Origin of the sequence: Streptomyces sp. F63, from assembly GCF_018070345.1 — a bacterium.
Classification (GTDB): Bacteria; Actinomycetota; Actinomycetes; order Streptomycetales; family Streptomycetaceae; genus Streptomyces.
The window spans coordinates 1-24,832 of record NZ_JAGPXX010000048.1; the positions used below are offsets into that span (position 1 = coordinate 1).

Annotated in this window: 13 protein-coding genes, 1 tRNA gene, 2 rRNA genes and 1 pseudogene; 14 read left to right on the forward strand and 3 right to left on the reverse strand. The window is 72.1% G+C overall.

All coding sequences use genetic code 11. The annotated features are described in order from the left end of the window. The 4 genes from KBZ10_RS27890 to KBZ10_RS27905 all read left to right on the forward strand — a co-directional run. Positions 1–106: ribosomal RNA gene (locus KBZ10_RS27890) — 23S ribosomal RNA — on the forward strand; the annotation flags it as partial. 75 nt (positions 107–181) lie between these two features. Beyond that, positions 182–298, forward strand: a 5S ribosomal RNA gene (gene rrf / locus KBZ10_RS27895). Positions 299–352: 54 nt separating this feature from the next. Then, positions 353–1,141, forward strand: coding sequence for a DegT/DnrJ/EryC1/StrS family aminotransferase (locus KBZ10_RS27900; RefSeq protein ID WP_282107895.1), 789 nt, complete (start codon positions 353–355; stop codon positions 1,139–1,141). Positions 1,142–1,157: 16 nt separating this feature from the next. After that, positions 1,158–1,230, forward strand: a tRNA-Thr gene (locus tag KBZ10_RS27905). Between the two features lie 48 nt (positions 1,231–1,278). Here KBZ10_RS27905 and KBZ10_RS27910 read toward each other — a convergent pair. Then, positions 1,279–3,957, reverse strand: a complete 2,679-nt coding sequence (locus KBZ10_RS27910) for a SpoIIE family protein phosphatase (protein ID WP_210990537.1) — start codon at positions 3,955–3,957, stop codon at positions 1,279–1,281. Between the two features lie 389 nt (positions 3,958–4,346). Between KBZ10_RS27910 and KBZ10_RS27915 the strand changes: the two genes are divergently transcribed. The 10 genes from KBZ10_RS27915 to KBZ10_RS27960 all read left to right on the forward strand — a co-directional run bounded on the left by KBZ10_RS27915 (position 4,347) and on the right by KBZ10_RS27960 (position 19,080). After that, the gene (locus tag KBZ10_RS27915; RefSeq protein ID WP_210990522.1) at positions 4,347–9,869 is read left to right on the forward strand and encodes a HAMP domain-containing protein; all 5,523 of its coding nucleotides are present in this window, start codon (positions 4,347–4,349) and stop codon (positions 9,867–9,869) included. A gap of 235 nt (positions 9,870–10,104) precedes the next feature. Next, positions 10,105–10,770 carry a two-component system response regulator gene (locus KBZ10_RS27920; protein ID WP_210990523.1) on the forward strand — a complete coding sequence of 222 codons (666 nt, stop codon included), beginning with the start codon at positions 10,105–10,107 and terminating at the stop codon, positions 10,768–10,770. A gap of 100 nt (positions 10,771–10,870) precedes the next feature. Continuing rightward, positions 10,871–13,648 carry a DNA translocase FtsK gene (locus KBZ10_RS27925; protein WP_210990524.1) on the forward strand — a complete coding sequence of 926 codons (2,778 nt, stop codon included), beginning with the start codon at positions 10,871–10,873 and terminating at the stop codon, positions 13,646–13,648. A gap of 192 nt (positions 13,649–13,840) precedes the next feature. Beyond that, positions 13,841–14,638, forward strand: a complete 798-nt coding sequence (locus KBZ10_RS27930) for a helix-turn-helix domain-containing protein (protein ID WP_210990525.1) — start codon at positions 13,841–13,843, stop codon at positions 14,636–14,638. 97 nt (positions 14,639–14,735) lie between these two features. Then, positions 14,736–16,265: a 30S ribosomal protein S12 methylthiotransferase RimO gene (gene rimO / locus KBZ10_RS27935; protein WP_210990526.1), complete on the forward strand. Its 1,530-nt coding sequence runs from the start codon at positions 14,736–14,738 to the stop codon at positions 16,263–16,265. Beyond that, positions 16,262–16,960 carry a CDP-diacylglycerol--glycerol-3-phosphate 3-phosphatidyltransferase gene (gene pgsA / locus KBZ10_RS27940; RefSeq protein ID WP_210990527.1) on the forward strand — a complete coding sequence of 233 codons (699 nt, stop codon included), beginning with the start codon at positions 16,262–16,264 and terminating at the stop codon, positions 16,958–16,960. Before rimO ends, pgsA begins: the two co-directional genes overlap by 4 nt. 32 nt (positions 16,961–16,992) lie before the next feature. Next, positions 16,993–17,472, forward strand: a complete 480-nt coding sequence (locus tag KBZ10_RS27945; protein ID WP_247703103.1) for a nicotinamide-nucleotide amidohydrolase family protein — start codon at positions 16,993–16,995, stop codon at positions 17,470–17,472. A 109-nt stretch (positions 17,473–17,581) separates the two neighbouring features. Next, complete coding sequence (locus tag KBZ10_RS27950; protein WP_019709745.1) at positions 17,582–17,962, forward strand: helix-turn-helix domain-containing protein; 381 nt, start codon at positions 17,582–17,584, stop codon at positions 17,960–17,962. Positions 17,963–18,161: 199 nt separating this feature from the next. Continuing rightward, complete coding sequence (locus KBZ10_RS27955; RefSeq protein WP_210990529.1) at positions 18,162–18,650, forward strand: Dps family protein; 489 nt, start codon at positions 18,162–18,164, stop codon at positions 18,648–18,650. Between the two features lie 76 nt (positions 18,651–18,726). Next, a complete protein-coding gene (locus KBZ10_RS27960; protein WP_374223429.1) occupies positions 18,727–19,080 on the forward strand; it encodes a hypothetical protein in 354 nt (117 codons plus the stop codon). A 140-nt stretch (positions 19,081–19,220) separates the two neighbouring features. Here KBZ10_RS27960 and KBZ10_RS27965 read toward each other — a convergent pair. Both KBZ10_RS27965 and KBZ10_RS27970 read right to left on the reverse strand, forming a co-directional pair. Further along, positions 19,221–20,013, reverse strand: a pseudogene (locus KBZ10_RS27965) (Fpg/Nei family DNA glycosylase). Positions 20,014–20,084: 71 nt separating this feature from the next. Further along, on the reverse strand, positions 20,085–24,827 hold the full coding sequence (locus KBZ10_RS27970; RefSeq protein WP_210990530.1) for a DEAD/DEAH box helicase: 4,743 nt from the start codon (positions 24,825–24,827) through the stop codon (positions 20,085–20,087). Between the last annotated feature and the right edge of the window lie 5 nt (positions 24,828–24,832).

The following is a 24,832-nucleotide window of genomic DNA, read 5'->3' on the forward strand; positions in this document are numbered from 1 at the left end:
TTTGAGGGGTTAAGGCTCCCAGTAGACGACTGGGTTGATAGGCCAGATATGGAAGCACTGTAAGGTGTGGAGTTGACTGGTACTAATAGGCCGAGGGCTTGTCCTCAGGTGCTCGCGTCCACTGTGTTGGTTCTGAAACAACGAACTGTGTTGCCGTCCGGTTCGTATAGTTTCATAGTGTTTCGGTGGTTATAGCGTGAGGGAAACGCCCGGTTACATTCCGAACCCGGAAGCTAAGCCTTTCAGCGCCGATGGTACTGCAGGGGGGACCCTGTGGGAGAGTAGGACGCCGCCGAACAATTCTTGTGAAAGCCCTGTCGGGAACTCCGGTTCCCAACAGGGCTTTCTCGCGTTGTCCTCCGGGCTACTCGGTGTTCATGTTGGCCCCGGATCATCTGCAGCTATGGGACGTGCAGCGGAGAGACTTGAGCGGGCTCTGGCGGACTCGGGTGTGGGCATCGGCGACGAGGTGGTCATGCCGTCGTTCGCGGCCCCGGACGTGGCGCACGCCGTCCGGGCGGCCGGCGCCACACCCGTGTTCGCCGACATCGACGCCGCCTCCTTCTGCCTCTCGGCGGAGTCGGTGGCCGACGCGATCACTCCGGCCACCGCCGTGATTCTGCCGGTCCATCAGTTCGGTCACCGCGCGGATCTGGCCGCGATCGGTGAAACGGCCCGGCGTCACGGCCTGTTGCTCCTGGATCATGAGGAGGACGAGAGCCCGGCGGCGGAGATACTGCGCCGCCAGGCCAACGCCGCCTTCCTGAGTGCCCGGCTCAGGGGCGTCGGCACCCCGCGCGTCGCGACGGGGGCCAGCCACACGTACCAGCAGTACGTGGTACGCGTACCGGGCAACGGCCGGCCCGACCGGGACGCGTTCGCGATGGTGCTGCGGGGCAAGGGGATAGCGTGCCGGGTGCCCGTGCAGACACCACTCCACAGGACTCCCGGTTTCCGGCGTGACCTCTGGCTCCCGGAGACGGAGCGTGCCGCGGACGAGTGCCTGGCGCTGCCGTTCGGTGCGTCGTCCTCCCGGCGGGAGCTGCAGCGGCTGGTGTCCGTCTGCAATGCTCTGGGCGGACTGCTGCGTCCCGTGCCCCGGCAGGGGAGTGGTCGGGAGCGCTCCGGGGCTCGGGTATGATCTATCCCGTTGCCGCGCCCCAATAGCTCAGTCGGCAGAGCGTCTCCATGGTAAGGAGAAGGTCTACGGTTCGATTCCGTATTGGGGCTCAGAGCCGAAGCCCCCGCTGCGAGGCGGGGGCTTCGGCATGTCCGGGCTCAAGCGGCCGGGGCGGTGGGCGGCTCCGGGACCCGCATCGCGAGGATCGCCATGTCGTCCGAGGCGGGTTCTGCGGCGAAGCGCTCCACGGCGCGGAGCACGCGGGCGGCGACGGCGCCAGCCGTCAGGCCCGTACACGTCGTCAGGACCTCGGCCAGCCCCTCGTCGCCGAGCATCCGAGTCCCCTCGCGGCGTTCGGTGACCCCGTCCGTGACGCACAGCAGGACGTCACCGGGGGCCAGGGTGACCTCTTCCGCGTAGAGCTCGAGATCCTCCATGACACCCAGCAGCGGTTGCGGCTCCGCCGCAGCCTCTACAGTGCCGTCCTGCCGCAGGCGCAGCGGCTGCGGATGGCCCGCGCAGACGACCTTGAGGAGAGCGCTGCCGTCCGGCTGGGGCCACAACTCGCCGTAGAGCAGGGTGAGGAAGCGGCTGCGGGCTCCTTCGTCCAGGATGGCGTCGTTGAGCCGCTGCAGGACGGCGGGGCCGCCGAAACCCTCGCGGGCGAGGAGCCGCAGTGCGTGCCGGGCGAGGCCGGTGACGGCGGCGGCTTCTGGGCCGGTGCCGCAGACATCGCCGATGGCGAACCCATAGGCGCCGTCGCGGATGGGGAAGAGGTCGTAGAAGTCGCCGCCGACCTCGTTGCCCTCGCCGGCCGCGCGGTAGATCACCTCGACCTCGACGCCGGGCACATCGGGGAGTTCCGGAGGCAGCAGGCTGCGCTGGAGGGACTGGCTGATGGCGGTGCGCTCGGAGTAGAGGCGGGCGTTGTCCAGGGCGAGAGCGGCCCGCCGGGACAAGTCCTCGGCCAGCTCCAGGATTTCCTGGCGGAAGTGCTCATCGGACGGCTTTCCGAGCGTCAGCATCCCGATGACGCGGTTGCGCGCCACCAGCGGCAGGACGACCGTTTCGCCGCCGACGGCGGACGCCGTGGCGAGTGACGGCCCGGGGCCGTGTGCGGCGCCGGAGTCGTCACCGATACCCAGGTTCCGCAGGGAACTGCGCAGGGCCGCCGAGTGGGCGGCGTCGCCGGGGGCGGTCCAGACGCGGGCGCCGGGGGCCGGCACCGGGTCGGGTGGCGGGACCTTGCCGAGCAGGGTCTTGAGGCCGTCGATCCGGTCCTCGTCCTCGTGCAGCACATAGGAGAGCTCGGGCTCGGAGGACTGGTCGGCGACCGTGTAGACCGCGCACCAGGTGGCGAGGGTGGGGACCGTCATCTGGGCCATCAGTGCCAGGGTCTGGTCCCGGTCGAGGGTCCCCGCGAGCAGGTCGGAGGCCTCGACGAGGAAGGAGAGGGAGCCGCGGCGGAGCCTTTCCAGTTCGGTGAGGCGGGCCCGTTCCACGGCGAGGGCGATGCGGTCGGCCGCGAACTGCAGGCGCAGGGCTTCCTCGTTGCTGTAGCGGCCGGCGGCCTCGGCGGCCACGCCCAGGGAGCCGGTAAGCCGGCCCTCGACCTTGAGGGGGACCGTGACGATGGAGCGCATGCCGGTACCGGCGAGGAGCGGAACGGCACCGGGGACGACGGTGAGGTCCTCGTGGACGGCGGGCATCCGGGCGGAGCCGTAGCGCCCGGTGCCCGCCTCGACGGGGACGCGGGCGAAGCGCTGGCGGGCCGAGGGGAGGCCGGTGGAGGCGCGGACCTCCAGTTCGGTCTCGTCGTCCGTGGCGAGGAGCAGGTAGGCGGCGTCACCGTCGAGCATGTCGCGCGCGCGTTCGACGGTGCGCTGGAGGAGGCCGTCGAGGTCGTCCGGGGCCGGAGATCCGATGAAGACCTCGAACGGGTCCGCCGCCGTGCCCGGGCGGTCTCCGGAACCGGCCGGGCCCTCTGGGACGGTGGTGCGCAGGGTCGTCTGCAGCACGGCCCGCTCGTGGTCGCGTACGAGGAGGCAGACGGTGGAGGGGGAGCCGTCGGCATCCCGGACCCGCAGATGGGAGGCGTAGACGGGGACGACCCGGCCGTCCGCCGCGCGGATGCCGTAGGAGCCCTCCCAGCGGGAGAGCTGAAGGGCCTCGGCGATGCCGGTGCCGGTGCCGGGGGTGTGCGGCCAGGCGGCGAAGTCCGTGAGCGGTCTGCCGAGGACCTTCTCGGTCTCGTGGCCGAAGAGGACCTCGGCGTCCTCGTTCCAGGAGCTCACGGCGCCGGCGCGATCGATCTGGACGACGGCGACCCGGACCCGGGCGTCGGCGACGGGGAGGGCGTCGGTGGGCAGGGCGGGACCCGCCGACCGGGTGCCCGCGGGGCGCTCGGGGAGGGTGAGCTCGAACCAGACCTGCTTGTGGGTGGAGCTGTACTCCACCCCCCAGCCGGCGGCGATCGCTCCGCAGAGCATCAGCCCGCGGCCGCCCTCCCGGTCGGGGCTGGCGGCCTGCGCCGCGTTGTGCTGCAGGGGGACGTCGCGCTCCGGGTAGCGGTCGGCGACCTCGATGCGGACCCTGTCGTCGGCGCGCAGACAGAGGACGTCGGCCGCGGTGCCGGCGTGGACCACGGCGTTGGTGACGAGTTCGCTGGTGAGGACCACCGCGTCGTCGACGATGTCCGAGTGGCCCCAGCCCTGGAGGGTGTCGCGGACGAAGGCGCGGGCGCTGGCGACCGAGCGCCCGACCGGCTCGAAGGTGGCCGTAGCCCGCGCGGTGATCACTGGTCTCCTCGGGAAGGTCTCGGTGCCGGGGGAGCGCATCCCGGGCAGGGCAGGAGCGTGCGGGAGTGAGGGGCCGCCGGGGCCGTCGGGCAGGCGGCCGGTGCCGCGGTCCGCGTCGTCCTGCCGGACCAGGCTCTCGCCCCGCTCCTTCATCCCACTCCCTCTGGCCGGGCTGCTCGCAGCCGTGCCCCTCCGGCCTCTTGAGTCACGTGCTTCACCGCCGGTGCTTTGGCCGGAGGTGGACAGCCGCATGCAAGGTTACTTACCTTCGCCGTCCGCGAGGATGCCGGTCGCGGGTGATTCCCCCCGGAGAGTGCCGTCGGACGGTGTGCGATGCTGCCGAACTGTTATGGCCTGGCTGGGGCGGGGTGAAACACTGGGCGGGTTCATGAGTCCGGGGAGAACGGTCAACCCAGCAGGAGGACGCGGTGGAGTCGGGCGCAGCGGCGCGAAGCACCAGGACGCGCGCGAAGAGCGGACGCTCTCGTGGCGGGACGACCGAGGTGGACACGGCGGCGCTCAACCGGCTGCTCACCGCGTTGTCGGCGATGCGGGACGGCAATTTCCGTAAGCGGCTGACCGTCTCCGGGGACGGCACCATGGCGGAGATCGCGGCCGTCTACAACGAGGTGGCGGACCGCAACCAGCAGCTGACCGGCGAGATCGCCCGGGTCCGCCGGGTCGTGGGCCGGGAGGGCAAGCTCACGGAGCGGCTGGAGACCGGCCCGTGCGAGGGCTCGTGGGCGGCGGCGATCGACGCGACCAACGCGCTGGTGGACGATCTGGTGCGGCCCGTTTCGGAGGTCGGCCGGGTGCTGTCGGCGGTGTCCGAGGGCGACCTTGAGCAACGCATGGACCTGCGGTCGCAGAACCCGGACGGGGCGGCGCACCCGTTGCGCGGGGAGTTCCTGAAGGTCGGGCGCACGGTCAACGGGCTCGTCGACCAGCTGTCGGCGTTCACCGACGAGGTGACGCGGGTGGCCAGCGAGGTGGGCACGGAGGGGAAGCTCGGGGGACAGGCCAAGGTCCGGGGTATGTCGGGTTCGTGGAAGGACCTGACCGATTCCGTCAACACGATGGCGTACCGGCTCACGGCTCAGGTGCGGGACATCGCGCTGGTCACCACGGCGGTGGCGAAGGGTGATCTGTCGCGGAAGGTCACGGTGCACGTGGCCGGCGAGATGCTGGAGCTGAAGAACACCGTCAACACCATGGTCGACCAGCTCTCCTCGTTCTCCTCCGAGGTGACGCGCGTGGCCCGGGAGGTGGGCACCGAGGGTGAGCTGGGCGGTCAGGCGCAGGTGCCCGGGGTGGCGGGCGTCTGGAAGGACCTGACGGACTCCGTCAACATCATGGCGGGCAATCTGACGGCGCAGGTGCGCGGGATCGCCCAGGTGACGACGGCCGTGGCGAACGGCGATCTGTCGCAGAAGGTGACGGTGAGCGCCCGCGGCGAGGTGGCGCAGCTCGCCGAGACGATCAACACCATGACGGAGACCCTGCGGACGTTCGCGGGGGAGGTGACCCGGGTGGCGCGGGAGGTCGGTGCCGAGGGTGAGCTGGGTGGTCAGGCGCAGGTGCCGGGCGCGGCGGGTACGTGGAAGGACCTGACGGATTCGGTGAACACGGCGTTCCGCAATCTGACCGGTCAGGTGCGGGACATCGCGCAGGTGACGACGGCGGTGGCGAACGGTGATCTGTCGCAGAAGGTCACGGTCGACGTCTCCGGCGAGATGCTGGAGCTGAAGAACACCGTCAACACGATGGTGGACCAGCTGTCGTCCTTCGGTGCCGAGGTGACCCGGGTCGCCCGGGAGATCGGTGTCGAGGGTGAGCTGGGTGGTCAGGCGCAGGTGCCGGGCGCGGCGGGTACGTGGAAGGACCTGACGGATTCGGTGAACACGGCGTTCCGCAATCTGACCGGTCAGGTGCGGAACATCGCGCAGGTGACGACGGCGGTGGCGAACGGTGATCTGTCGCAGAAGGTCACGGTCGACGTCTCCGGCGAGATGCTTCAGCTGAAGAACACCGTCAACACGATGGTCGACCAGCTCTCCTCCTTCGCCGACCAGGTCACCAGGATGGCCCGGGACGTGGGCACCGAGGGCCGGCTGGGTGGCCAGGCCCGGGTGGACGGGGTGTCCGGCACCTGGAAGGACCTGACGGACTCCGTCAACTTCATGGCCGGCAACCTGACCTCGCAGGTGCGCCAGATCGCGCAGGTGACGACGGCCGTCGCCCGGGGCGACCTCTCACAGAAGATCGAGGTCGACGCGCGTGGCGAGATCCTCGAACTGAAGAACACGATCAACACGATGGTGGACCAGTTGTCCGCCTTCGCCGACCAGGTGACGCGGGTGGCGCGCGAGGTCGGCACGGAGGGCCGGCTGGGCGGTCAGGCGCAGGTGCCGGGCGTGGCCGGTGTCTGGCGGGATCTGACCGACTCCGTGAACGGCATGGCGGGCAATCTGACCGCTCAGGTGCGCAACATCGCCCAGGTCGCCACGGCGGTCGCGCGGGGCGACCTCTCGCAGAAGATCGACGTGGACGCGCGCGGGGAGATCCTGGAGCTCAAGAACACCCTCAACACGATGGTGGACCAGCTCTCCTCCTTCGCGGAGCAGGTGACGCGGGTGGCCCGCGAGGTGGGCACCGAGGGCATCCTCGGCGGCCAGGCGGAGGTGCAGGGGGTCTCCGGCACCTGGAAGGACCTCACGCAGTCCGTCAACTTCATGGCCAACAACCTGACGACCCAGGTGCGGAACATCGCGCAGGTGACGACGGCGGTGGCCAATGGTGATCTGTCGCAGAAGGTGACCGTCGACGCGAAGGGCGAGATCCTCGCCCTGGTCACCACCGTCAACACCATGGTGGACACCCTCTCCTCGTTCGCGGAGCAGGTGACGCGGGTGGCGCGCGAGGTGGGGACCGAGGGGCAGCTGGGCGGCCAGGCCCGGGTGCGCGACGTGTCCGGCATCTGGAAGGACCTGACGGACAACGTCAACCTGATGGCGAACAACCTCACCATCCAGGTGCGGAACATCGCCCAGGTGTCGTCCGCGGTGGCCAACGGCGACCTCACCAAGAAGGTGACGGTCGAGGCGCGCGGCGAGGTCGCGCAACTCGCCGACACCGTCAACACGATGGTGACCACGCTCTCGTCCTTCGCCGACGAGGTGACGCGGGTCGCCCGTGAAGTGGGCACGGAGGGCATCCTCGGCGGCCAGGCGCGGGTGCCGGGCGTCTCCGGCACCTGGAAGGACCTCACCGAGTCGGTGAACTCGATGGCGTCCAACCTGACCGGCCAGGTGCGCAACATCGCGATGGTGACGACCGCGGTCGCCAAGGGCGATCTCACCAAGAAGATCGACGTGGACGCGCGCGGCGAGATCCTGGAGCTCAAGACCACCATCAACACGATGGTGGACCAGCTCTCCTCCTTCGCGGACCAGGTGACGCGGGTGGCCCGCGAGGTGGGCACCGAGGGCCAGCTGGGCGGCCAGGCCCGGGTGCGGGACGTGGACGGCACGTGGCGCGACCTCACCGAGTCGGTGAACGAGATGGCCGGGAACCTCACCCGGCAGGTGCGGGCCATCGCCGCGGTCGCCGCCGCGGTGACCAGGGGCGACCTCAACCTCAAGATCGACGTGGACGCCGCGGGGGAGATCCTGGAACTCCAGGACAACATCAACACGATGATCGCGACCCTGCGCGAGACCACGCTCGCGAACAAGGAGCAGGACTGGCTCAAGGGCAACCTCGCCCGGATCTCCGGTCTGATGCAGGGCCGCCGCGACCTCGCCGACGTCGCCCGGCTGATCATGAGCGAGCTGACCCCGGTCGTCTCCGCGCAGCACGGGGCGTTCTTCCTCGCGGCTCCGGCCGATTCGGAGAGCACCGAGGTCGCTGCCATAGACGACGAGGGCTCGTACGAGCTGCGCATGATCGGCTCGTACGGGTACTCGATGGGGGCGATGCCCACGGTCTTCCGGCCGGGCGAGTCCCTCATCGGTACGTCCGCGGAGGAGAGGCGCGTGATCCTGGTGGAGAACGCCCCGCCCGGCTACCTCAAGATCTCCTCGGGGCTGGGGGAGGCCCCGCCGGCCCATGTGATCGTCCTGCCGGTGCTCTTCGAGGGTCAGGTCCTCGGGGTGATCGAGCTGGCTTCCTTCCAGCCCTTCACGCAGATCCAGAAGGACTTCCTCAACCAGATCGCCGAGATGATCGCCACGAGCGTCAACACCATCAGCGTCAACACCAAGACCGAGGTGCTGCTCAAGCAGTCGCAGGAACTGGCGGAGCAGCTCCAGGACCGCTCGGAGGAGTTGGAGAACCGGCAGAAGGCCCTCCAGGCGTCCAACGCAGAACTGGAGGAGAAGGCCGAGCTGCTGGCCCGGCAGAACCGGGACATCGAGGTGAAGAACACCGAGATCGAGGAGGCGCGGCAGGTGCTGGAGGAGCGGGCCGAACAGCTCGCCGTGTCCATGCGCTACAAGTCGGAGTTCCTGGCCAACATGTCGCACGAGTTGCGGACCCCGCTGAACTCGCTGCTCATCCTGGCCAAGCTGCTCGCCGACAACGCCGACGGCAATCTCTCGCCGAAGCAGGTGGAGTTCGCCGAGACGATCCACGGCGCGGGTTCCGACCTGCTCCAGCTGATCAACGACATCCTCGATCTGTCGAAGGTCGAGGCGGGCAAGATGGACATCAGCCCGTCCCGGATCGCCCTGGTCCAGCTCGTCGACTATGTGGAAGCGACGTTCCGTCCGCTCACCGCCGAGAAGGGGCTGGACTTCTCCGTGCGGGTCTCGCCGGAGCTTCCCGGCACACTCCACACCGACGAACAGCGGCTTCTGCAGGTGCTGCGGAACCTGCTGTCGAACGCGGTGAAGTTCACCGACGGCGGCGCGGTGGAGCTGGTCATCCGCCCGGCCGGCAGCGATGTGCCGGACGCCATCCGCGAGCAGCTCCTGGAGCACGGGTCGCTGCAGGAGATGGACGCCCCGATGATCGCGTTCTCGGTCACCGACACCGGTATCGGCATCGCGGCCAGCAAGATGCGGGTGATCTTCGAGGCGTTCAAGCAGGCGGACGGCACCACCAGCCGCAAGTACGGCGGCACGGGTCTCGGCCTGTCCATCAGCCGGGAGATCGCCCGGCTGCTGGGCGGCGAGATCCACGCCGCCAGCGAACCGGGCCGGGGCTCGACCTTCACGCTCTACCTGCCGCTCAATCCCGGTGAACTCCCGCCGCAGGGCTACCCCCAGCTCGCACCCGTGTCCGTCGACCGGGGCCGCGGCCGGCGCGGCGCGGACGCCGTGTCCGACGGGACGGCGGGCGGGACGGAGGTCGCGGAGATCGGCGAGGGGACGCCGGTCGAGCGGCCCGCGCCCCGCCGTGCCGCCGCCGGACGGGCCCTGGGACGCCGCCGCGCCGCGGAGTCGCGGCCCGAACTCCCGCCGGTGCCGCCGGCGGAGGAGGTCTCCGAGGAGCCGCGTCCGGTGCCTCCCGAGGCGTGGCTCGGCAATGGCCAGGACTTGGTGGTGCCCCGCTCGGGAGGCGGTGGTTTCCACGGGGAGAAGGTGCTGATCGTCGACGACGACATCCGCAATGTGTTCGCGCTGACGAGCGTGCTGGAACAGCACGGGCTCTCCGTGCTCTACGCCGAGAACGGGCGCGAGGGCATCGAGGTCCTTGAACAGCACGACGACGTGGTGCTGGTGCTGATGGACATCATGATGCCCGAGATGGACGGGTACGCGACGACGGCCGCGATCCGCAGGATGCCGCAGTTCGCCGGGCTTCCCATCATCGCGCTCACCGCCAAGGCGATGAAGGGGGACCGGGAGAAGAGCATCGGCGCCGGGGCCTCGGACTACGTGACCAAACCGGTCGACACGGATCATCTGCTGACAGTCATGGAACAGTGGATGCGCCCGCGTGCTGACTGACGTCGCACACAGGTGTGGGAACGTCCCATCCGGGGAACCTTCTGGTCTTCCGTGGCGTTTCCGCTGCGTGCACAGTGACATCACGGTGACAGGGTGTGGCGACAGGCGGGGTGCGGTTACGATGACCGGCACAAGGACGGGCGGCGCAAGGGAGTCGTCCCCTGGGGCGGCCTCCGGTGCTTCCCCGCGCTCATCGAGCAGGGGAGGCCCCGCGCCGGGGCGAGGAGGACGGGCCATGGTGCAGAAGGCCAAGATCCTCCTGGTCGATGACCGGCCGGAGAATCTGCTGGCGCTGGAGGCCATCCTCTCGGCGCTCGATCAGACACTGGTACGGGCATCGTCAGGGGAGGAAGCGCTCAAGGCGCTGCTGACGGACGACTTCGCGGTCATCCTGCTGGACGTCCAGATGCCGGGCATGGACGGTTTCGAGACCGCGGCGCACATCAAGCGGCGGGAGCGGACCCGCGACATCCCGATCATCTTTCTGACGGCCATCAACCACGGCCCCCACCACACCTTCCGCGGTTACGCGGCGGGCGCCGTGGACTACATCTCCAAGCCCTTCGACCCGTGGGTCCTGCGGGCGAAGGTGTCGGTCTTCGTCGAGCTCTACATGAAGAACTGCCAACTGCGTGAACAGGCGGCACTGTTGCGTGCGCAACTGGAGGGCAGTCGTCCCGAGCCCGGCGAGTCCGCGGAACCGGCCGGGCTGCTCGCCGAACTCTCCGCGCGGCTGGCCGCGGTGGAGGAGCAGGCGGAGGCCCTCTCCAAGCAGCTCGACGACTCGGCGGACGCGGCGGCCGTGGCCACGGCCGCTCATCTGGAGCGCAAACTCACCGGTCTGCGAAGGGCGCTGGACGCCCTGGAGCCCGGCACCGGGGCGGTTCCCCAGCAGAGCTGACCGGATTGACGCCGCGTCATGCCGCCGGGGGCGCGCGACACGAAAGGGTCAACCGGTGGCCACGCGTGTACCGTCCGCCCGGCACCGGTAACCTCGCCCCATGGCCTCACGTACGTCCGGCAAGGGTTCCCGCGGCACAGCGGGCACCTCTCAGGCGCGCAGTGGCCGTGCCGCGGGCGCCGCCAAGGCCCCCAGGAAGGCATCCGCGAAGAAGGCGCCTACCGGGAAGGCCCCGGCGAAGAAGGCCCCGGCGAAGAAGGCGGCGGCCAGGCCCGCGCCGTCGCCGACCGGAGGTGTCTATCGCCTGGTGCGGGCCCTGTGGCTCGGTCTCGCCCACATGGTCGGTGCGCTCTTCCGCTCCATCGGGCGCGGCGCCCGGAACCTCGACCCGGCCCATCGCAAGGACGGCCTGGCACTGCTGCTGCTGGGCCTGGCCCTCGTCGTGGCGGCCGGCACCTGGTCCAGCCTCGAAGGCCCGGTCGGAGACCTGGTGGAGATGCTCGTCACCGGAGCTTTCGGCCGGCTGGATCTGCTCGCGCCGCTGCTGCTGGCCACCGTCGCCGTACGGCTCATCCGGCACCCGGAGAAGCCGGAGGCGAACGGGCGCATCGTCATCGGCCTCTCCGCCCTCGTCGTCGGGGTGCTCGGGCAGGTCCACCTGGCGTGCGGCTCCCCGGGGCGCGGTGAGGGGACCGCGGCCATCCAGGACGCCGGCGGACTGATCGGCTGGGCCGCCTCCAAGCCGCTGATCTTCACGGTCGGCGACGTGCTGGCCGTGCCCCTGCTGGTCCTGGTCACCGTCTTCGGGCTGCTGGTCGTCACCGCCACGCCCGTCAACGCCATTCCGCAGCGGCTCCGGCTGCTCGGTGTGCGGCTGGGGATCCTGGAAGCCGCCGTGGCGGAACAGGTGGCTCCGGCGCCCGACGACGTGGCGTACGAACAGGAGTGGCGCAGGACGCTCGGCCGCGGGGAGCGCCGCGGCTCCTCCCGGGCGGGCGCGGCGGCGGCCGACCGGGAGAGCGCGGAGGAGGAGGCGCTCTCGCGACGGCGGAAGCCGCGCCGGGCGCGCGGCGCGCAGTCCGCCGGACGGCCGTCGGAGGCCGTGGACGCGGCGGCTGCCGGTGCCGCGTCCGTCGATGGTGCCGTGCTGCACGGTGTGCAGCCCTCGCCGGTGGTCGCAGGGCTGAGCCACGGCGTCTCCGCCGAACGCACCGCCGAGGTGCCCGGGGCACGGGGGGCCGAGGAGACCGCCGCGGTGCCCGCCGTCCCGGCGGGCGGGCGGATGCGGAAGGAGCCGGCCGCGGGGCAGGACGGTCCCGGTGCCGTGCCGGATCTGACCCGGAGGGCACCCGAGCCGGCCGAGGCGCTGCCGCCGCGCGCCGAACAGCTCCAGCTCTCCGGGGACATCACCTATGCGCTGCCCTCCCTCGATCTGCTGGAGCGCGGCGGGCCGGGCAAGACGCGGAGCGCCGCGAACGACGCCGTGGTGGACTCGCTCACCACGGTCTTCACGGAGTTCAAGGTGGACGCCGCCGTCACGGGCTTCACCCGCGGACCGACGGTCACCCGCTACGAGGTCGAACTCGGACCGGCGGTCAAGGTCGAGCGGATCACGGCGCTCACCAAGAACATCGCCTATGCCGTGGCGAGCCCGGACGTGCGCATCATCAGCCCCATCCCCGGCAAGTCCGCGGTGGGCATCGAGATCCCCAACACCGACCGGGAGATGGTCAATCTCGGGGACGTCCTGCGGCTCGCCGACGCCGCGGGCGACGAGCACCCCATGCTGGTGGCGCTGGGCAAGGACGTCGAGGGCGGCTATGTGATGGCCAACCTCGCGAAGATGCCGCACATCCTGGTGGCCGGCGCCACCGGCTCCGGCAAGTCCTCCTGCATCAACTGCCTGATCACGTCGATCATGGTGCGGGCCACGCCGGAGGACGTGCGGATGGTGCTGGTCGACCCCAAGCGGGTGGAGCTCACCGCGTACGAGGGCGTCCCGCATCTGATCACGCCCATCATCACCAATCCGAAGCGCGCCGCGGAGGCGCTCCAGTGGGTCGTCCGCGAGATGGACCTGCGCTACGACGATCTGGCGGCGTACGGCTATCGGCACATCGACGACTTCAACGCCGCGGTGCGCAGTGGCAAGGCGAAGGCCCCCGAGGACAGCGAGCGGGAGCTGCAGCCGTATCCCTATCTGCTGGTGATCGTGGACGAGCTGGCGGACCTGATGATGGTCGCGCCGCGTGACGTCGAGGACGCGATTGTGCGGATCACCCAGCTCGCCCGGGCCGCCGGGATCCACCTGGTGCTGGCCACCCAGCGGCCGAGCGTGGACGTGGTCACCGGCCTGATCAAGGCCAATGTCCCGTCGCGGCTGGCGTTCGCGACGTCCTCCCTCGCCGACAGCCGGGTCATCCTGGACCAGCCCGGGGCGGACAAGCTCATCGGCAAGGGCGACGGGCTGTTCCTCCCGATGGGAGCGGGGAAGCCGACCCGGATGCAGGGCGCCTTCGTCACCGAGGACGAGATCAAGGCCGTCGTCGCGCACTGCAAGCAGCAGATGGCGCCGGTCTTCCGGGACGACGTCACGGTCGGCTCCTCGAAGAAGAAGGAGATCGACGAGGAGATCGGCGACGATCTCGATCTGCTGTGCCAGGCGGCGGAGCTGGTGGTCTCCACCCAGTTCGGCTCCACCTCGATGCTCCAGCGCAAGCTGCGGGTGGGCTTCGCCAAGGCGGGCCGGCTGATGGACCTCATGGAGTCCCGCGGCGTGGTGGGGCCCAGCGAGGGGTCCAAAGCGCGGGATGTCCTGGTGAAGGCGGATGAATTGGACGGAGTGCTGGCAACGATTCGTGGGGAGAATCCTTCGTAGGAGTGGTGCGGGGCAACCGTTTCGCCTGTTGCGGCGTCACATGGGATGAGACGACAGGGGTATGTGTGGATCATCGGAGGGGCCCGCCCGTCCGATGGCCTACAAACCCGGCCCTCCCGGTTGCCCGGCCCTCTCACACCCCCCGTAGACTGAACTTCCAGCAGGTGGCTACACGCTCGAAAGGCCTCCCCCGTGTCCTTGGGTAACTCCCCCGCAGACGACCGGCCTTCCGTCGGGCGCGCGCTCCAGCAGGCCCGCATCGACGCCGGACTGACCGTCGAAGAGGTCAGTACGGTCACGCGTGTGCGCATCCCGATCATCCATGCGATCGAACAGGACGACTTCTCGCGCTGCGGGGGCGACGTCTACGCGCGCGGCCACATCCGCGCTCTGGCCCGCGCGGTCGGGGTGGACGCCGCCGTCCTGGTCGAGCAGTACGACGCCGAGCACGGCGGGCGGCCCCAGCCGACCCCGGCCGCCCCGCTCTTCGAAGCGGAACGCATCCGCCCCGAGCCCTCCCGGCCCAACTGGACGGCCGCCATGGTCGCCGCCATCGTCGCCGTCGTCGGTTTCGTGGGATTCACCCTGTTCAGCGGTGACGAGGAGGACGGCGGGAAGACGGTCGCCAACAACGAGACCCCCGAGTCCCCGCCCGCGAAGCCCGGAGGCGGCAAGCCGTCCGACCCGAAACCGGAACCCACCGACAGCGCCATCGCCGCCGCGCCCGCCGACAAGGTGACGGTCAAGCTGACCGCCGCGGAGGGCTCCAGCTGGATCCTGGCCAAGAACCACAACGGCAAGGTGCTGCATCAGGGCGTGGTCAAGGAAGGCGCTTCCAAGACCTTCACCGACAAGGAACGGATCGACCTGATCCTCGGCAACGCCGGCGCCGTGCAGCTCTTCGTCAACGGCAAGGAGGTCGAGGACGAGTTCGCGCCCGGGGAGGTCCAGCGCCTCACGTACACCAAGGGCGACCCGCAGGCCGGCTGACCTCCGGCGGCGGGGCGGCGCGCCGCGGCGAGCGGCGGGGCGGATGGGGGCGGAGACCTGGGGCGGGGCTGTCCGTGGGACGAAGTAGGCTGAGCACATGCCCGAACGCCGTACCGTCGCACTGGTCACCCTAGGCTGCGCTCGCAACGAGGTGGACTCGGAGGAGCTCGCAGGCCGTCTGGCGGCGGATGGCTGGGAGCTCGTTCCGGAGGCCGCCGACGCGGACGTCGCCGTCGTCAACACCTGTGGCTTCGTCGAGGCCGCCAAGAAGGACTCCGTGGACGCCCTGCTGGAGGCGAACGACCTCAAGACGGCGTCCGGGAGCGGCGCCCGCACCCGGGCCGTCGTCGCCGTGGGCTGCATGGCCGAGCGGTACGGCAAGGAGCTCGCCACCGCCCTGCCCGAGGCCGACGGCGTCCTCGGCTTCGACGACTACGCCGATATCTCCGACCGTCTGCAGACCATCCTCTCCGGCGGCGTCCACGCCTCCCACACCCCCCGGGACCGCCGCAAGCTGCTGCCCATCAGCCCTGCCGAGCGGCAGAGCGCCGACGTGGCGCTGCCCGGCCACGGAACGGCCACGGTGGCCCCGGCGGCCGCGGCGGAGGACCTGCCCGAGGGGGTCGCGCCCGCCTCCGGGCCCCGGGCACCGCTCCGCCGCCGCCTGGACGACAGCCCCGTCGCGTCCGTCAAGCTGGCCTCCGGCTGCGACCGGCGCTGCTCGTTCTGCGCCATCCCCGCCTTCCGCGGCTCCTTCATCTCCCGCCGTCCCGCCGATGTGCTGGGAGAGACGCGCTGGCTGGCCGGGCAGGGAGTGAAGGAGATCATGCTGGTCTCCGAGAACAACACCTCCTACGGCAAGGACCTGGGCGACATCCGGCTGCTGGAGGCACTGCTGCCCGAGCTCGCGGAGGTCGACGGCATCGAGCGGGTCCGCGTCAGCTATCTGCAGCCCGCCGAGATGCGTCCCGGTCTGATCGACGTCCTCACCTCCACCCCGGGGGTGGCCCCCTACTTCGACCTGTCCTTCCAGCACTCGGCACCCGGTGTGCTGCGCGCGATGCGCCGCTTCGGGGACACCGACCGCTTCCTGGAGCTTCTCGGCACGATCCGCTCCGGGGCTCCGCAGGCCGGGGTCCGGTCCAACTTCATCGTGGGCTTCCCCGGTGAGACGGAGGAGGACGTCGCCGAGCTGGAGCGCTTCCTCACCGGGGCCCGGCTGGACGCCATCGGCGTCTTCGGGTACTCCGACGAGGAGGGCACCGAGGCCGCGGGCTACGAGGGCAAGCTGGACGAGGACACCGTCGCCGAACGCCTCGCGCACATCTCCCGGCTCGCCGAGGAGCTGACCGCGCAGCGCGCCGAGGAGCGGCTCGGCGAGACGGTGCACGTCCTGGTCGAGTCCGTGGACGGCGAGGAGGGCGCGGTCGGGAGGGGTGCGCACCAGGCGCCGGAGACGGACGGGCAGATCGTCCTCACGGACTCCCGCGGGCTCCTGCCCGGACGTATGGTCGAAGCGAAGGTCGTGGCGGCCGAGGGCGTGGACCTCGTCGCCGAGCCGTTCCCCGCTCCCGGCGGGGGGACGCCGTCCGGCGCTGCACGCTGTACCGAGGAGGCGGGCACATGACCGGAGTACCCGCCTCCGCGGCGGGGGGCCAGGGACGGGCCCAGCCCCGCGCCGGAGGGGCGTCGGGCGCCACGGCGGTGGCCGCGCGCCAGGCGGGGCTCTGGAACATCGCCAACGTCCTCACCATGGTCCGGCTGCTGCTGGTCCCCGGCTTCGTGTTCCTCCTGCTGCACAACGGTGGCTACGACCCGGTCTGGCGCTCCTTCGCCTGGGCGGCGTTCGCCGTCGCCATGATCACCGATCTCTTCGACGGCCAGCTGGCCCGGCGCTACGACCTCGTCACCGACTTCGGCAAGATCGCCGATCCCATAGCCGACAAGGCGATCATGGGCGCGGCGCTGATCTGCCTCTCCGCCCTCTCCGACCTTCCCTGGTGGGTGACGGGGGTCATCCTCTTCCGTGAGCTCGGCATCACGGTCATGCGGTTCTGGGTGATCCGGCACGGCGTCATCCCGGCCAGCCGGGGCGGCAAGCTGAAGACCCTCGCCCAGGGCACCGCGGTCGGGATGTACGTCCTCGTGCTCACCGGGCCGCTCGCCACGCTCCGCTTCTGGATGATGGCGGTGGCCGTGCTCCTCACCGTCGTCACCGGGCTCGACTACGTCCGGCAGGCGGTCGTCCTGCGCCGCGCCGGGCTGGCGCGGGAGCGCGAGGACACCACCGCCCGGACGGCGGCCGGGGGCGCGGGCCGGTGAACGCCACCGCCGCCGCCGACGTACTGGACACGATGGCAGCACGCGGTGAGACGCTGGCCGTGGCGGAGTCGCTCACGGGCGGTCTCGTGGCGGCTGAGCTGACCGGAGTACCGGGGGCCTCGCGCGTCCTCAGGGGGGCGGTGACCGCTTATGCGACCGAGCTCAAGCACACCGTGCTGGGCGTGGACGGAGCGCTGCTGGCCCGGCAGGGCGCGGTGGACGCGGAGGTCGCGCGGCAGATGGCCGGGGGCGTACGGCGGCTGCTGGGCGCCGACTGGGGGATCGCGACCACCGGCGTCGCCGGTCCCGATCCGCAGGACGGCCGGCCCGTGGGCACGGTCCACGTCGCGGTCGCCGGCCCCGGGGGCACCGTCCGGTCCCGGCTGCTGCGGCTGGCGGGGGACCGTGCGGCGATCCGCCGGGCGAGCGTCGGGGGCGTCCTCGGGATGTTGCGAGAAGAACTGGTCGGACATGCGCGGACACAGAATACGGAACACCGCGGGGGGAATTGATGTTTGCAGCCCTGAGTGAACACGTCATCGCTCCCCGCACGGCTGCCGTCCGAGGCGGTACGGTGGGGCGAGAAGGATCCGGATCCGAGGTCCGAGGAGGGAGCCACCGATGATTCTGCTCCGTCGCCTGCTGGGTGACGTGCTGCGTCGGCAGCGCCAGCGCCAGGGCCGAACCCTGCGTGAGGTCTCCTCGTCGGCGCGGGTCTCCCTCGGCTATCTCTCAGAGGTCGAGCGGGGGCAGAAGGAGGCTTCCTCCGAGCTGCTCTCCGCCATCTGCGATGCGCTGGACGTGCGAATGTCCCAGGTCATGCGTGAGGTGAGTGACGAACTGTCGCTCGCCGAGCTGGCGCAGTCGGCGGCGGACGAGACCGTGCCGGCGCCGATGCGGCCCATGCTCAATTCGGTTTCGGTGACGTCCGTGACGGGCGTCCCGGAGGAGCGCGTAACGATCAAGGCGCCAACGGAGGCCGTGGACGTCGTCGCGGCCTGACGACCCAGTCGGTCACCCTGTGGCAGGTCCCGGACGGTTCGCCGTCCGGGACCTGCGCCGTTCCGGGGGCCTTCCGCACTTCCCCTGCCCCATATGTGACTCGTGTCACTTGACAGCGGCGGGTTTCTCGGACATGCCTTCGCCCCGCCGGGTATGCGATGGTGGAGAAGGGTTGATCGGACAAAGCAGGAGGAAGTGCATGTCTGTCGTCAAGAGCCCGCTGGCCGACGAGGGTGACCGCCGCGTGGTCGCGGAAGCACTCCAGGGCTCCCTGGTGGATCTGGTCGATCTCTCGCTGGTGGCCAAGCAGGTGCACTGGAACGTGGTGGGTCCGCGGTTCCGCTCCGTACACCTCCAGCTCGACGAGGTCGTGGACACCGCCCGGGAGCACGCGGACATCGTGGCCGAGCGCGCCGCCGCCCTCGGCATCTCCCCGGACGGCCGGGCCGAGACCGTCGCCAAGACCAGCGGTCTCGACACCGTCAAGGAGACCTGGATCCGGGACACCGACGCGGTGCAGACGCTCGTGGAGGCCCTCGGCTCCGTGATCACGCGGATGCGGGAGCGGATCGAGGCCACGGACAAACCGGATCCCGTCACGCAGGACATGATCATCGCCGTGACCGGTGAGCTCGAGAAGCACCGCTGGATGTTCCAGGCCGAGGACGCGGAGGGCCTGGGAGTCTGACCGGCTCCCGCTCGTCCGCTCCGCCGGGCACGGCACCGAGCGGAACCGTACGAGCCGGCTGGAGGAGGCGGTCACCGTGGCGCGAGAGCCCTGGATAGGCGGACCGGGTGCGATACCCGGCGCCCCGCACGCCGGGCCGGGCACCGTGCCCGGTGCGGTCCGCGCCCTGCCGGGCGCGATACCCGGGGCGGTGCGGGCCCTCCCCGCCGCCGTGCGCTGGGCCCTGGCCCTGGTCCTGGCCGGGGTGTGGTGGTGGGCCGTGTTCCGACTGGCGCTGTCACCGTCCCGGGCCGGAGCCGTCGAGGCGGCGGTCGCGGCGAGCGGCTGGGGCCTCGGGTTGCTGCCGGTCCACTGTGCGCCGCCGCAAGCGGCGGCAGCCGAGGGCCGGCGCCGCGCTCCGGGCGCCCGGGCAGCCGCCCGGAGCCGTTGAGACAACGGAGCGGGACCGGAAGGGACTCACCGCGCGGGAAAGGGAGGCGGGGGAACCGGAGCAGGGAAGAAACGGGGATCGCGGAGGGCGGGGGAAGGGCGCCAGGGGAGGAACCGGCGCCGCTTCGGACGGGGGAACGATCACGGATACGGCCCGGGCTGGCAGCGCGGGCACCAGTAGGTGTCGCGCTCCCGACCCGGCTCGCCCTGTCCGGCGGACCGCACCGGCGTACCGCAGCGCAGACAGGGCCGGCCCGCCCGCCCGTACACCCACAGCCGGCGGTCCGCGCGCGGATCGGCCGTGGTGACACGGGAGACGCGGGCCTTGTTGACGTCCAGGAGTCTCGCGGCGAGTGCGACGAGCCGGTCGGGCGACGGGGCGTCCCCGGCCGGCAGCCAGGGGGAGACGCGGAGCATGAAGCACAGCTCGGACTTGTAGACGTTGCCCAGGCCGGCGAGATTGCGCTGGTCGAGCAGGGCCTCACCGAGCGGCCGGGCCGGATCGGCGAGCAGCCGCCGGCGGGCCTCCGCCGGGTCCCAGCCGGGGCCGAGCGGATCCGGGCCCAGATGGCCGACCACGCTGTCCTCGTCGGCGGTGCGCAGCAACTCCAGGACCGGCAGCCGGTAGCCCACGGCCGTGCGGGCGGCCGTGCCGAGGATCGCGCGGATCTGGTGCTCCGGGCCGCCGCTCGGGCGCTCCCCCGCGGCGTAGACCCGCCAGGCTCCGTCCATCCGCAGGTGGGAGTGGAGCGTCAGGCCGCCCTCGAACCGGGCCAGCAGATGCTTTCCGCGCGGTACGACCTCCAGCACGCTCCGCCCGGAGAGATCGGCGGTGGCGAGTTTCGGCCCGGAGATCGCAGCGGACGAGCCGGTCGCCGGCCAGGGCCTCGTGCAGGCGCCGGGCGGTGCGCCAGACGGTGTCTCCTTCGGGCATACGGCCATGATGCCGCGGGACCCGCGGAGGGCCGCGACCCGCGGAGAGCCGGCCGGGACCCGGCGGCGCCCTCACCGGGGCCGGAGCCGCAACCCCCGCGGCGACGCGTGGAAGCCCGCCGTTTCCAGGGCCCGGCCGACGGGGGATCCGAGAGCCGGGGCGCCGTTGGCCCGCTCCACGGTGACCGTGCCCAGCGCGCCCTGCCGGGCCGCTTCCGCGAGGGCCTCCGCCGCCAGGTGGAGCCGGGCGTCGTCCTCTGCGCCGCCCCCCTCCCCACCGGACCAGGCGAGCAGCGTCTTGCCACCGCGCTCCACGTAGAGCACCAGCCGCCCGTCGACCAGGACCACCAGGGATCCGGCCTTGCGGCCCGGCCGGTGGCCGGCGCCGGCGGGCGGGTCGGGCCAGGGGAGGGCGGCGCCGTAGGCGTTGGCCGGATCGGCGGCCGCCAGCAGCACGGCTCTGCCCCGGCCGCCCGGGGTGTCGCCGCCCGCGGCGGGGGCGCCGGGGAAGGCCGGGCTCTGTGCGCTGTCCCGCTCCCGGGCCGTGGCGATGGCGCGCAGCCGGTCCACCGCGCCGTCCATGGCGAACTGCGCGGCCCCGAGGCCTTCGACCACGTAGCCGCGCCGGGCCCTGCCGGTGTCCTCGAAGGCGGACAGCACCCGGTAGGCCGCCGAGAAGCCCCCCTCGACGCCCTCGGCGGCGACCGCGCCGCGGGTGACCACACCATGCCGGTCCAGCAGCGTGTGCGCGAGGGCGTGGGCCCGGTGAGTGGGGTCGTGCTCCGGCTCCGGCAGCAGCGACCAGCGGCCGGCGACGGTCGGCGGGCCGGCCGGCGAGACCGGCCGGCCGGTGCGGCCGGGGAAACCGCCGTACCGGCCGCGGGGCACCGGCCGCCTGGCGCGGTGGGCGGTGGCGCCGGCGGTGCGGCCCGAGCCGAGCAGCGAGCGCAGCGGCGCCAGGGTGTCGTTGGTGAGCCGGCCGGACCAGGCGAGATCCCAGAGGGCGTCGGCCAGTTCGGCGTCCGTGGCCTCGGAGTGACCGGACGACCTGATCCGGTCGGCGAGCTGGCGGAAGAACAGCCCGTAGCCTCCGGACAGGGTGTGCAGGACCGCCTCCTGCAGCGGGCCCGCCTCGAACGGCAGCGGGGCGGGGAGGAGGAGCGGCGCAGCGTCGGCGAGATACAGCGACAGCCAGCCGTCCTTGCCCGGCAGTGCCCCGGCGCCCGCCCAGACGACCTCCCCGGCGGCCGTCAGCTCGTCGAGCATTCCCGGGGCGTAGCCGGCCACCCGGGACGGCAGGACGAGCTTCTCCAGAGCGGAGGCGGGGACGGGCGCGCCCTGCAACTGCTCGACGGCGCGCACCAGTCCGTCGACGCCGCGCAGACCGCGGGTGCCCACCTGCTGCCACTGGGGCAGGAAGGAACCGAGCGCGGACGGCGGCACCGGTTCCAGCTCCCGGCGCAGCGCGGCCAGGGAACGGCGGCGCAACCGCCGCAGCACACCGCTGTCGCACCACTCCTGCCCGGCACCCGCCGGGTGGAACTCCCCCTGGACGACGCGCCCCGCGGCGGCGAGCCGGCTCAGGGCACCCTCGGTGACGGCCACCCCGAGGCCGAAGCGCTCAGCGGCCGCGGCGGAGGTGAACGGGCCGTGCGTCCGGGCGTAGCGGGCGAGGAGGTCGCCGAGCGGGTCCTTGACCGGCTCCGTGAAGGCCTCCGGTACGCCGACGGGCAGCGCCGTGCCCAGGGCGTCGCGGAGCCGCCCGGCGTCCTCCACCGCCGCCCAGTGCTCTCGTCCCGCGATCCGTACCCGGATGGCGCGCCGGGCCTCCGCCAGCTCCCCGGCCCAGCCGGGATCGGCGCCGCGCGCGGCCAGCTCGCCGGGGGTGAGCGGCCCGAGGAGGCGGAGCAGGTCGGCGACGCTCTCCCGGTCCTTGGCGCGGCGGTCCTCCGTCAGCCACTGCAGCTCGCGCTCCAGGCTCTCCAGCACCTCGGCGTCGAGGAGTTCGCGCAGCTCGGCCTGGCCCAGCAGTTCGGCCAGCAGCCGGGAGTCCAGGGAGAGCGCGGCGGCCCGGCGCTCGGCGAGCGGGGAGTCGCCCTCGTAGAGGTACTGCGCGACGTAGCCGAAGAGGAGGGAGCGGGCGAAGGGCGAGGGCTCCGGGGTGGTGACCTCGACGAGGCGGACCCGGCGGGCCTCGATGTCGCCCATGAGTTCGGTGAGGCCGGGGACGTCGAAGACGTCCTGCAGGCACTCGCGGACGGCTTCCAGCACGATCGGGAAGGAACCGAACTCGGACGCCACCTGGAGCAGTTGGGCGGCTCGCTGGCGCTGCTGCCAGAGCGGGGTGCGCTTTCCGGGGTCGCGGCGCGGCAGCAGCAGGGCACGGGCGGCGCACTCGCGGAAGCGGGCGGCGAACAGGGCCGAGCCGCCGACCTGGTCGGTGACGATCTGCCCGATGTCCTCCCGGTCGAAGACGACATCGGCCGCACCGGCCGGCGGCTGCTCGGGATCGGACCACGCCGGGGCGGGCGGGGCGGTGTCCGGGCCGCCGCCTCCCCCGGGGTCTGGTTCCGCGTCCAGCAGGTCCAGGCCCATCATGCCGGCGTCGGGCAGGCGCAGCACGATGCCGTCGTCGGCGTGCATCACCTGGGCGTCCATGCCGAACCGCTCCGTCAGCCGGGCGCCGAGTGCCAGCGCCCACGGAGCGTGCACCTGGGCGCCGAAGGGGGAGTGCACGACGACGCGCCAGTCGCCCAGTTCGTCGCGGAAGCGCTCCACGACGATCGTGCGGTCGTCGGGGACGTGACCGCAGGCCTTGCGCTGCTCCTCCAGGTAAGCCAGCAGGTTCTCCGCCGCCAGCGCGTCCAGCCCGGCGGCGGCCAGCCGCGAGCGGGCCTCCCCCGCGGCCGAGGAGCCGATCTCGCGGAGGAACGCGCCCAGCGCCCGGCCGAGTTCGAGCGGACGGCCGAGCTGGTCGCCCTTCCAGAACGGCAGCCGCCCGGGCACACCCGGCGCGGGGGAGACGAGGACGCGGTCGCGGGTGATGTCCTCGATGCGCCAGGTGGTGGTGCCGAGCGTGAAGACGTCGCCCACCCGGGACTCGTACACCATCTCCTCGTCGAGTTCCCCCACACGCCCCCCGCCCTTCCTCGGGTCGGCGCCGGCGAGGAACACGCCGAAGAGGCCGCGGTCCGGGATGGTTCCGCCGGAGGTCACGGCGAGCCGCTGCGCGCCCGGCCGGCCGCTGACCGTCCCGGCCACCCGGTCCCAGACCAGGCGCGGCCGCAACTCCGCGAAGGCGTCGGACGGGTAGCGGCCCGCGAGCATGTCCAGGACGGACGTGTACGCCGACTCCGGGAGCGAGGCGAAGGGCGCGGCGCGCCGGACCACGGCCAGCAGCTCCCCGACGTCCCACGCGTCCAGCGACGTCATGGCCACGATCTGCTGGGCCAGCACGTCCAGCGGGTTCGCGGGGACGCGCAGCGCCTCGATGGCACCCGAGCGCATCCGCTCGGTCACCACCGCCGACTGGACCAGATCACCGCGGTACTTGGGGAAGACGACACCGGTGGAGACCGCGCCCACCTGGTGCCCGGCCCGGCCGACGCGCTGGAGCCCGGAGGCCACCGAGGGCGGGGACTCGACCTGGACGACCAGGTCCACCGCGCCCATGTCGATGCCCAGTTCGAGACTGGACGTGGCGACGACGGCGGGCAGCCGGCCCGCTTTGAGGTCCTCCTCCACCTGGGCCCGCTGCTCCTTGGAGACCGAGCCGTGGTGGGCGCGGGCCAGCACCGGGGGTGCGCCGCGGGCGGCGCCGGAGCCGCCCATCAGCTCGGCCGGGGAGTGGTCCTCGGGCACCGGCTCTCCCGTGGCCCGTTCGTACGCGATCTCGTTGAGCCGGTTGCAGAGCCGCTCGGCGAGCCGCCGGGAGTTGACGAAGACGATCGTGGACCGGTGGGCCTGGACGAGATCGGTGATCCGCTCCTCGACGTGCGGCCAGATCGACGGCCGCTCCGCCGCCCCGCCCTCCGCGGCGTCCTGCGCCGGGGCACCGCCGAGCTCGCCGAGGTCCTCGACGGGAACGACCACCGAGAGGTCGAACCGCTTCTCGGCGGGCGGCTGGACGATCTCCACCCGGCGCTGCGGGGAGAGGTAGCGCGCCACCTCCTCCACCGGGCGGACGGTGGCGGACAGGCCGATCCGGCGGGCGGGGCGGGGCAGCAGTTCGTCGAGCCGTTCCAGGGAGAGGGCGAGATGCGCGCCGCGCTTGGTGCCCGCGACGGCGTGGACCTCGTCGAGGATGACCGTCTCGACCCCGGACAGGGCCTCCCGCGCGGAGGAGGTCAGCATCAGGAAGAGCGACTCGGGGGTGGTGATCAGGATGTCCGGCGGGCGGTTGGCGAGGGAGCGGCGTTCCGCGGCCGGGGTGTCCCCGGAGCGGATGCCGACCCGGACCTCGGGCTCCGGCAGCCCCAGCCGGACGGCTTCCTGCCGGATGCCGGTGAGCGGGCTGCGGAGATTCCGCTCCACGTCCACCGCGAGGGCCTTCAGGGGCGAGATGTACAGCACGCGGCAGCGCTTCTTGGTCTCGGCGGGCGGGGGCGTGCTCGCCAGCCGGTCCAGGGCCGCCAGGAAGGCGGCGAGCGTCTTGCCCGAACCGGTCGGCGCGACCACCAGGACGTCCGACCCCGCGCCGATCGCCCGCCAGGCGCCGGCCTGCGCGGCGGTGGGCGCGGTGAAGGCCCCCGAGAACCAGGCACGGGTGGCGGGGGAGAAGGCGTCGAGGGCCGGGGCGGCCGGGTCGTGCGGCATGCCCC

Bases quoted from the DNA above. Each gene is read 5' to 3' on its own strand.
- KBZ10_RS27910 (WP_210990537.1), bottom strand. From the start codon at position 3,957: ATGCGCTCCCCCGGCACCGAGACCTTCCCGAGGAGACCAGTGATCACC.
- KBZ10_RS27920 (WP_210990523.1), top strand. From the start codon at position 10,105: ATGGTGCAGAAGGCCAAGATCCTCCTGGTCGATGACCGGCCGGAGAAT.
- KBZ10_RS27925 (WP_210990524.1), top strand. From the start codon at position 10,871: ATGGCCTCACGTACGTCCGGCAAGGGTTCCCGCGGCACAGCGGGCACC.
- rimO (WP_210990526.1), top strand. From the start codon at position 14,736: ATGCCCGAACGCCGTACCGTCGCACTGGTCACCCTAGGCTGCGCTCGC.
- pgsA (WP_210990527.1), top strand. From the start codon at position 16,262: ATGACCGGAGTACCCGCCTCCGCGGCGGGGGGCCAGGGACGGGCCCAG.
- KBZ10_RS27945 (WP_247703103.1), top strand. From the start codon at position 16,993: ATGGCAGCACGCGGTGAGACGCTGGCCGTGGCGGAGTCGCTCACGGGC.
- KBZ10_RS27950 (WP_019709745.1), top strand. From the start codon at position 17,582: ATGATTCTGCTCCGTCGCCTGCTGGGTGACGTGCTGCGTCGGCAGCGC.
- KBZ10_RS27955 (WP_210990529.1), top strand. From the start codon at position 18,162: ATGTCTGTCGTCAAGAGCCCGCTGGCCGACGAGGGTGACCGCCGCGTG.
- KBZ10_RS27970 (WP_210990530.1), bottom strand. From the start codon at position 24,827: ATGCCGCACGACCCGGCCGCCCCGGCCCTCGACGCCTTCTCCCCCGCC.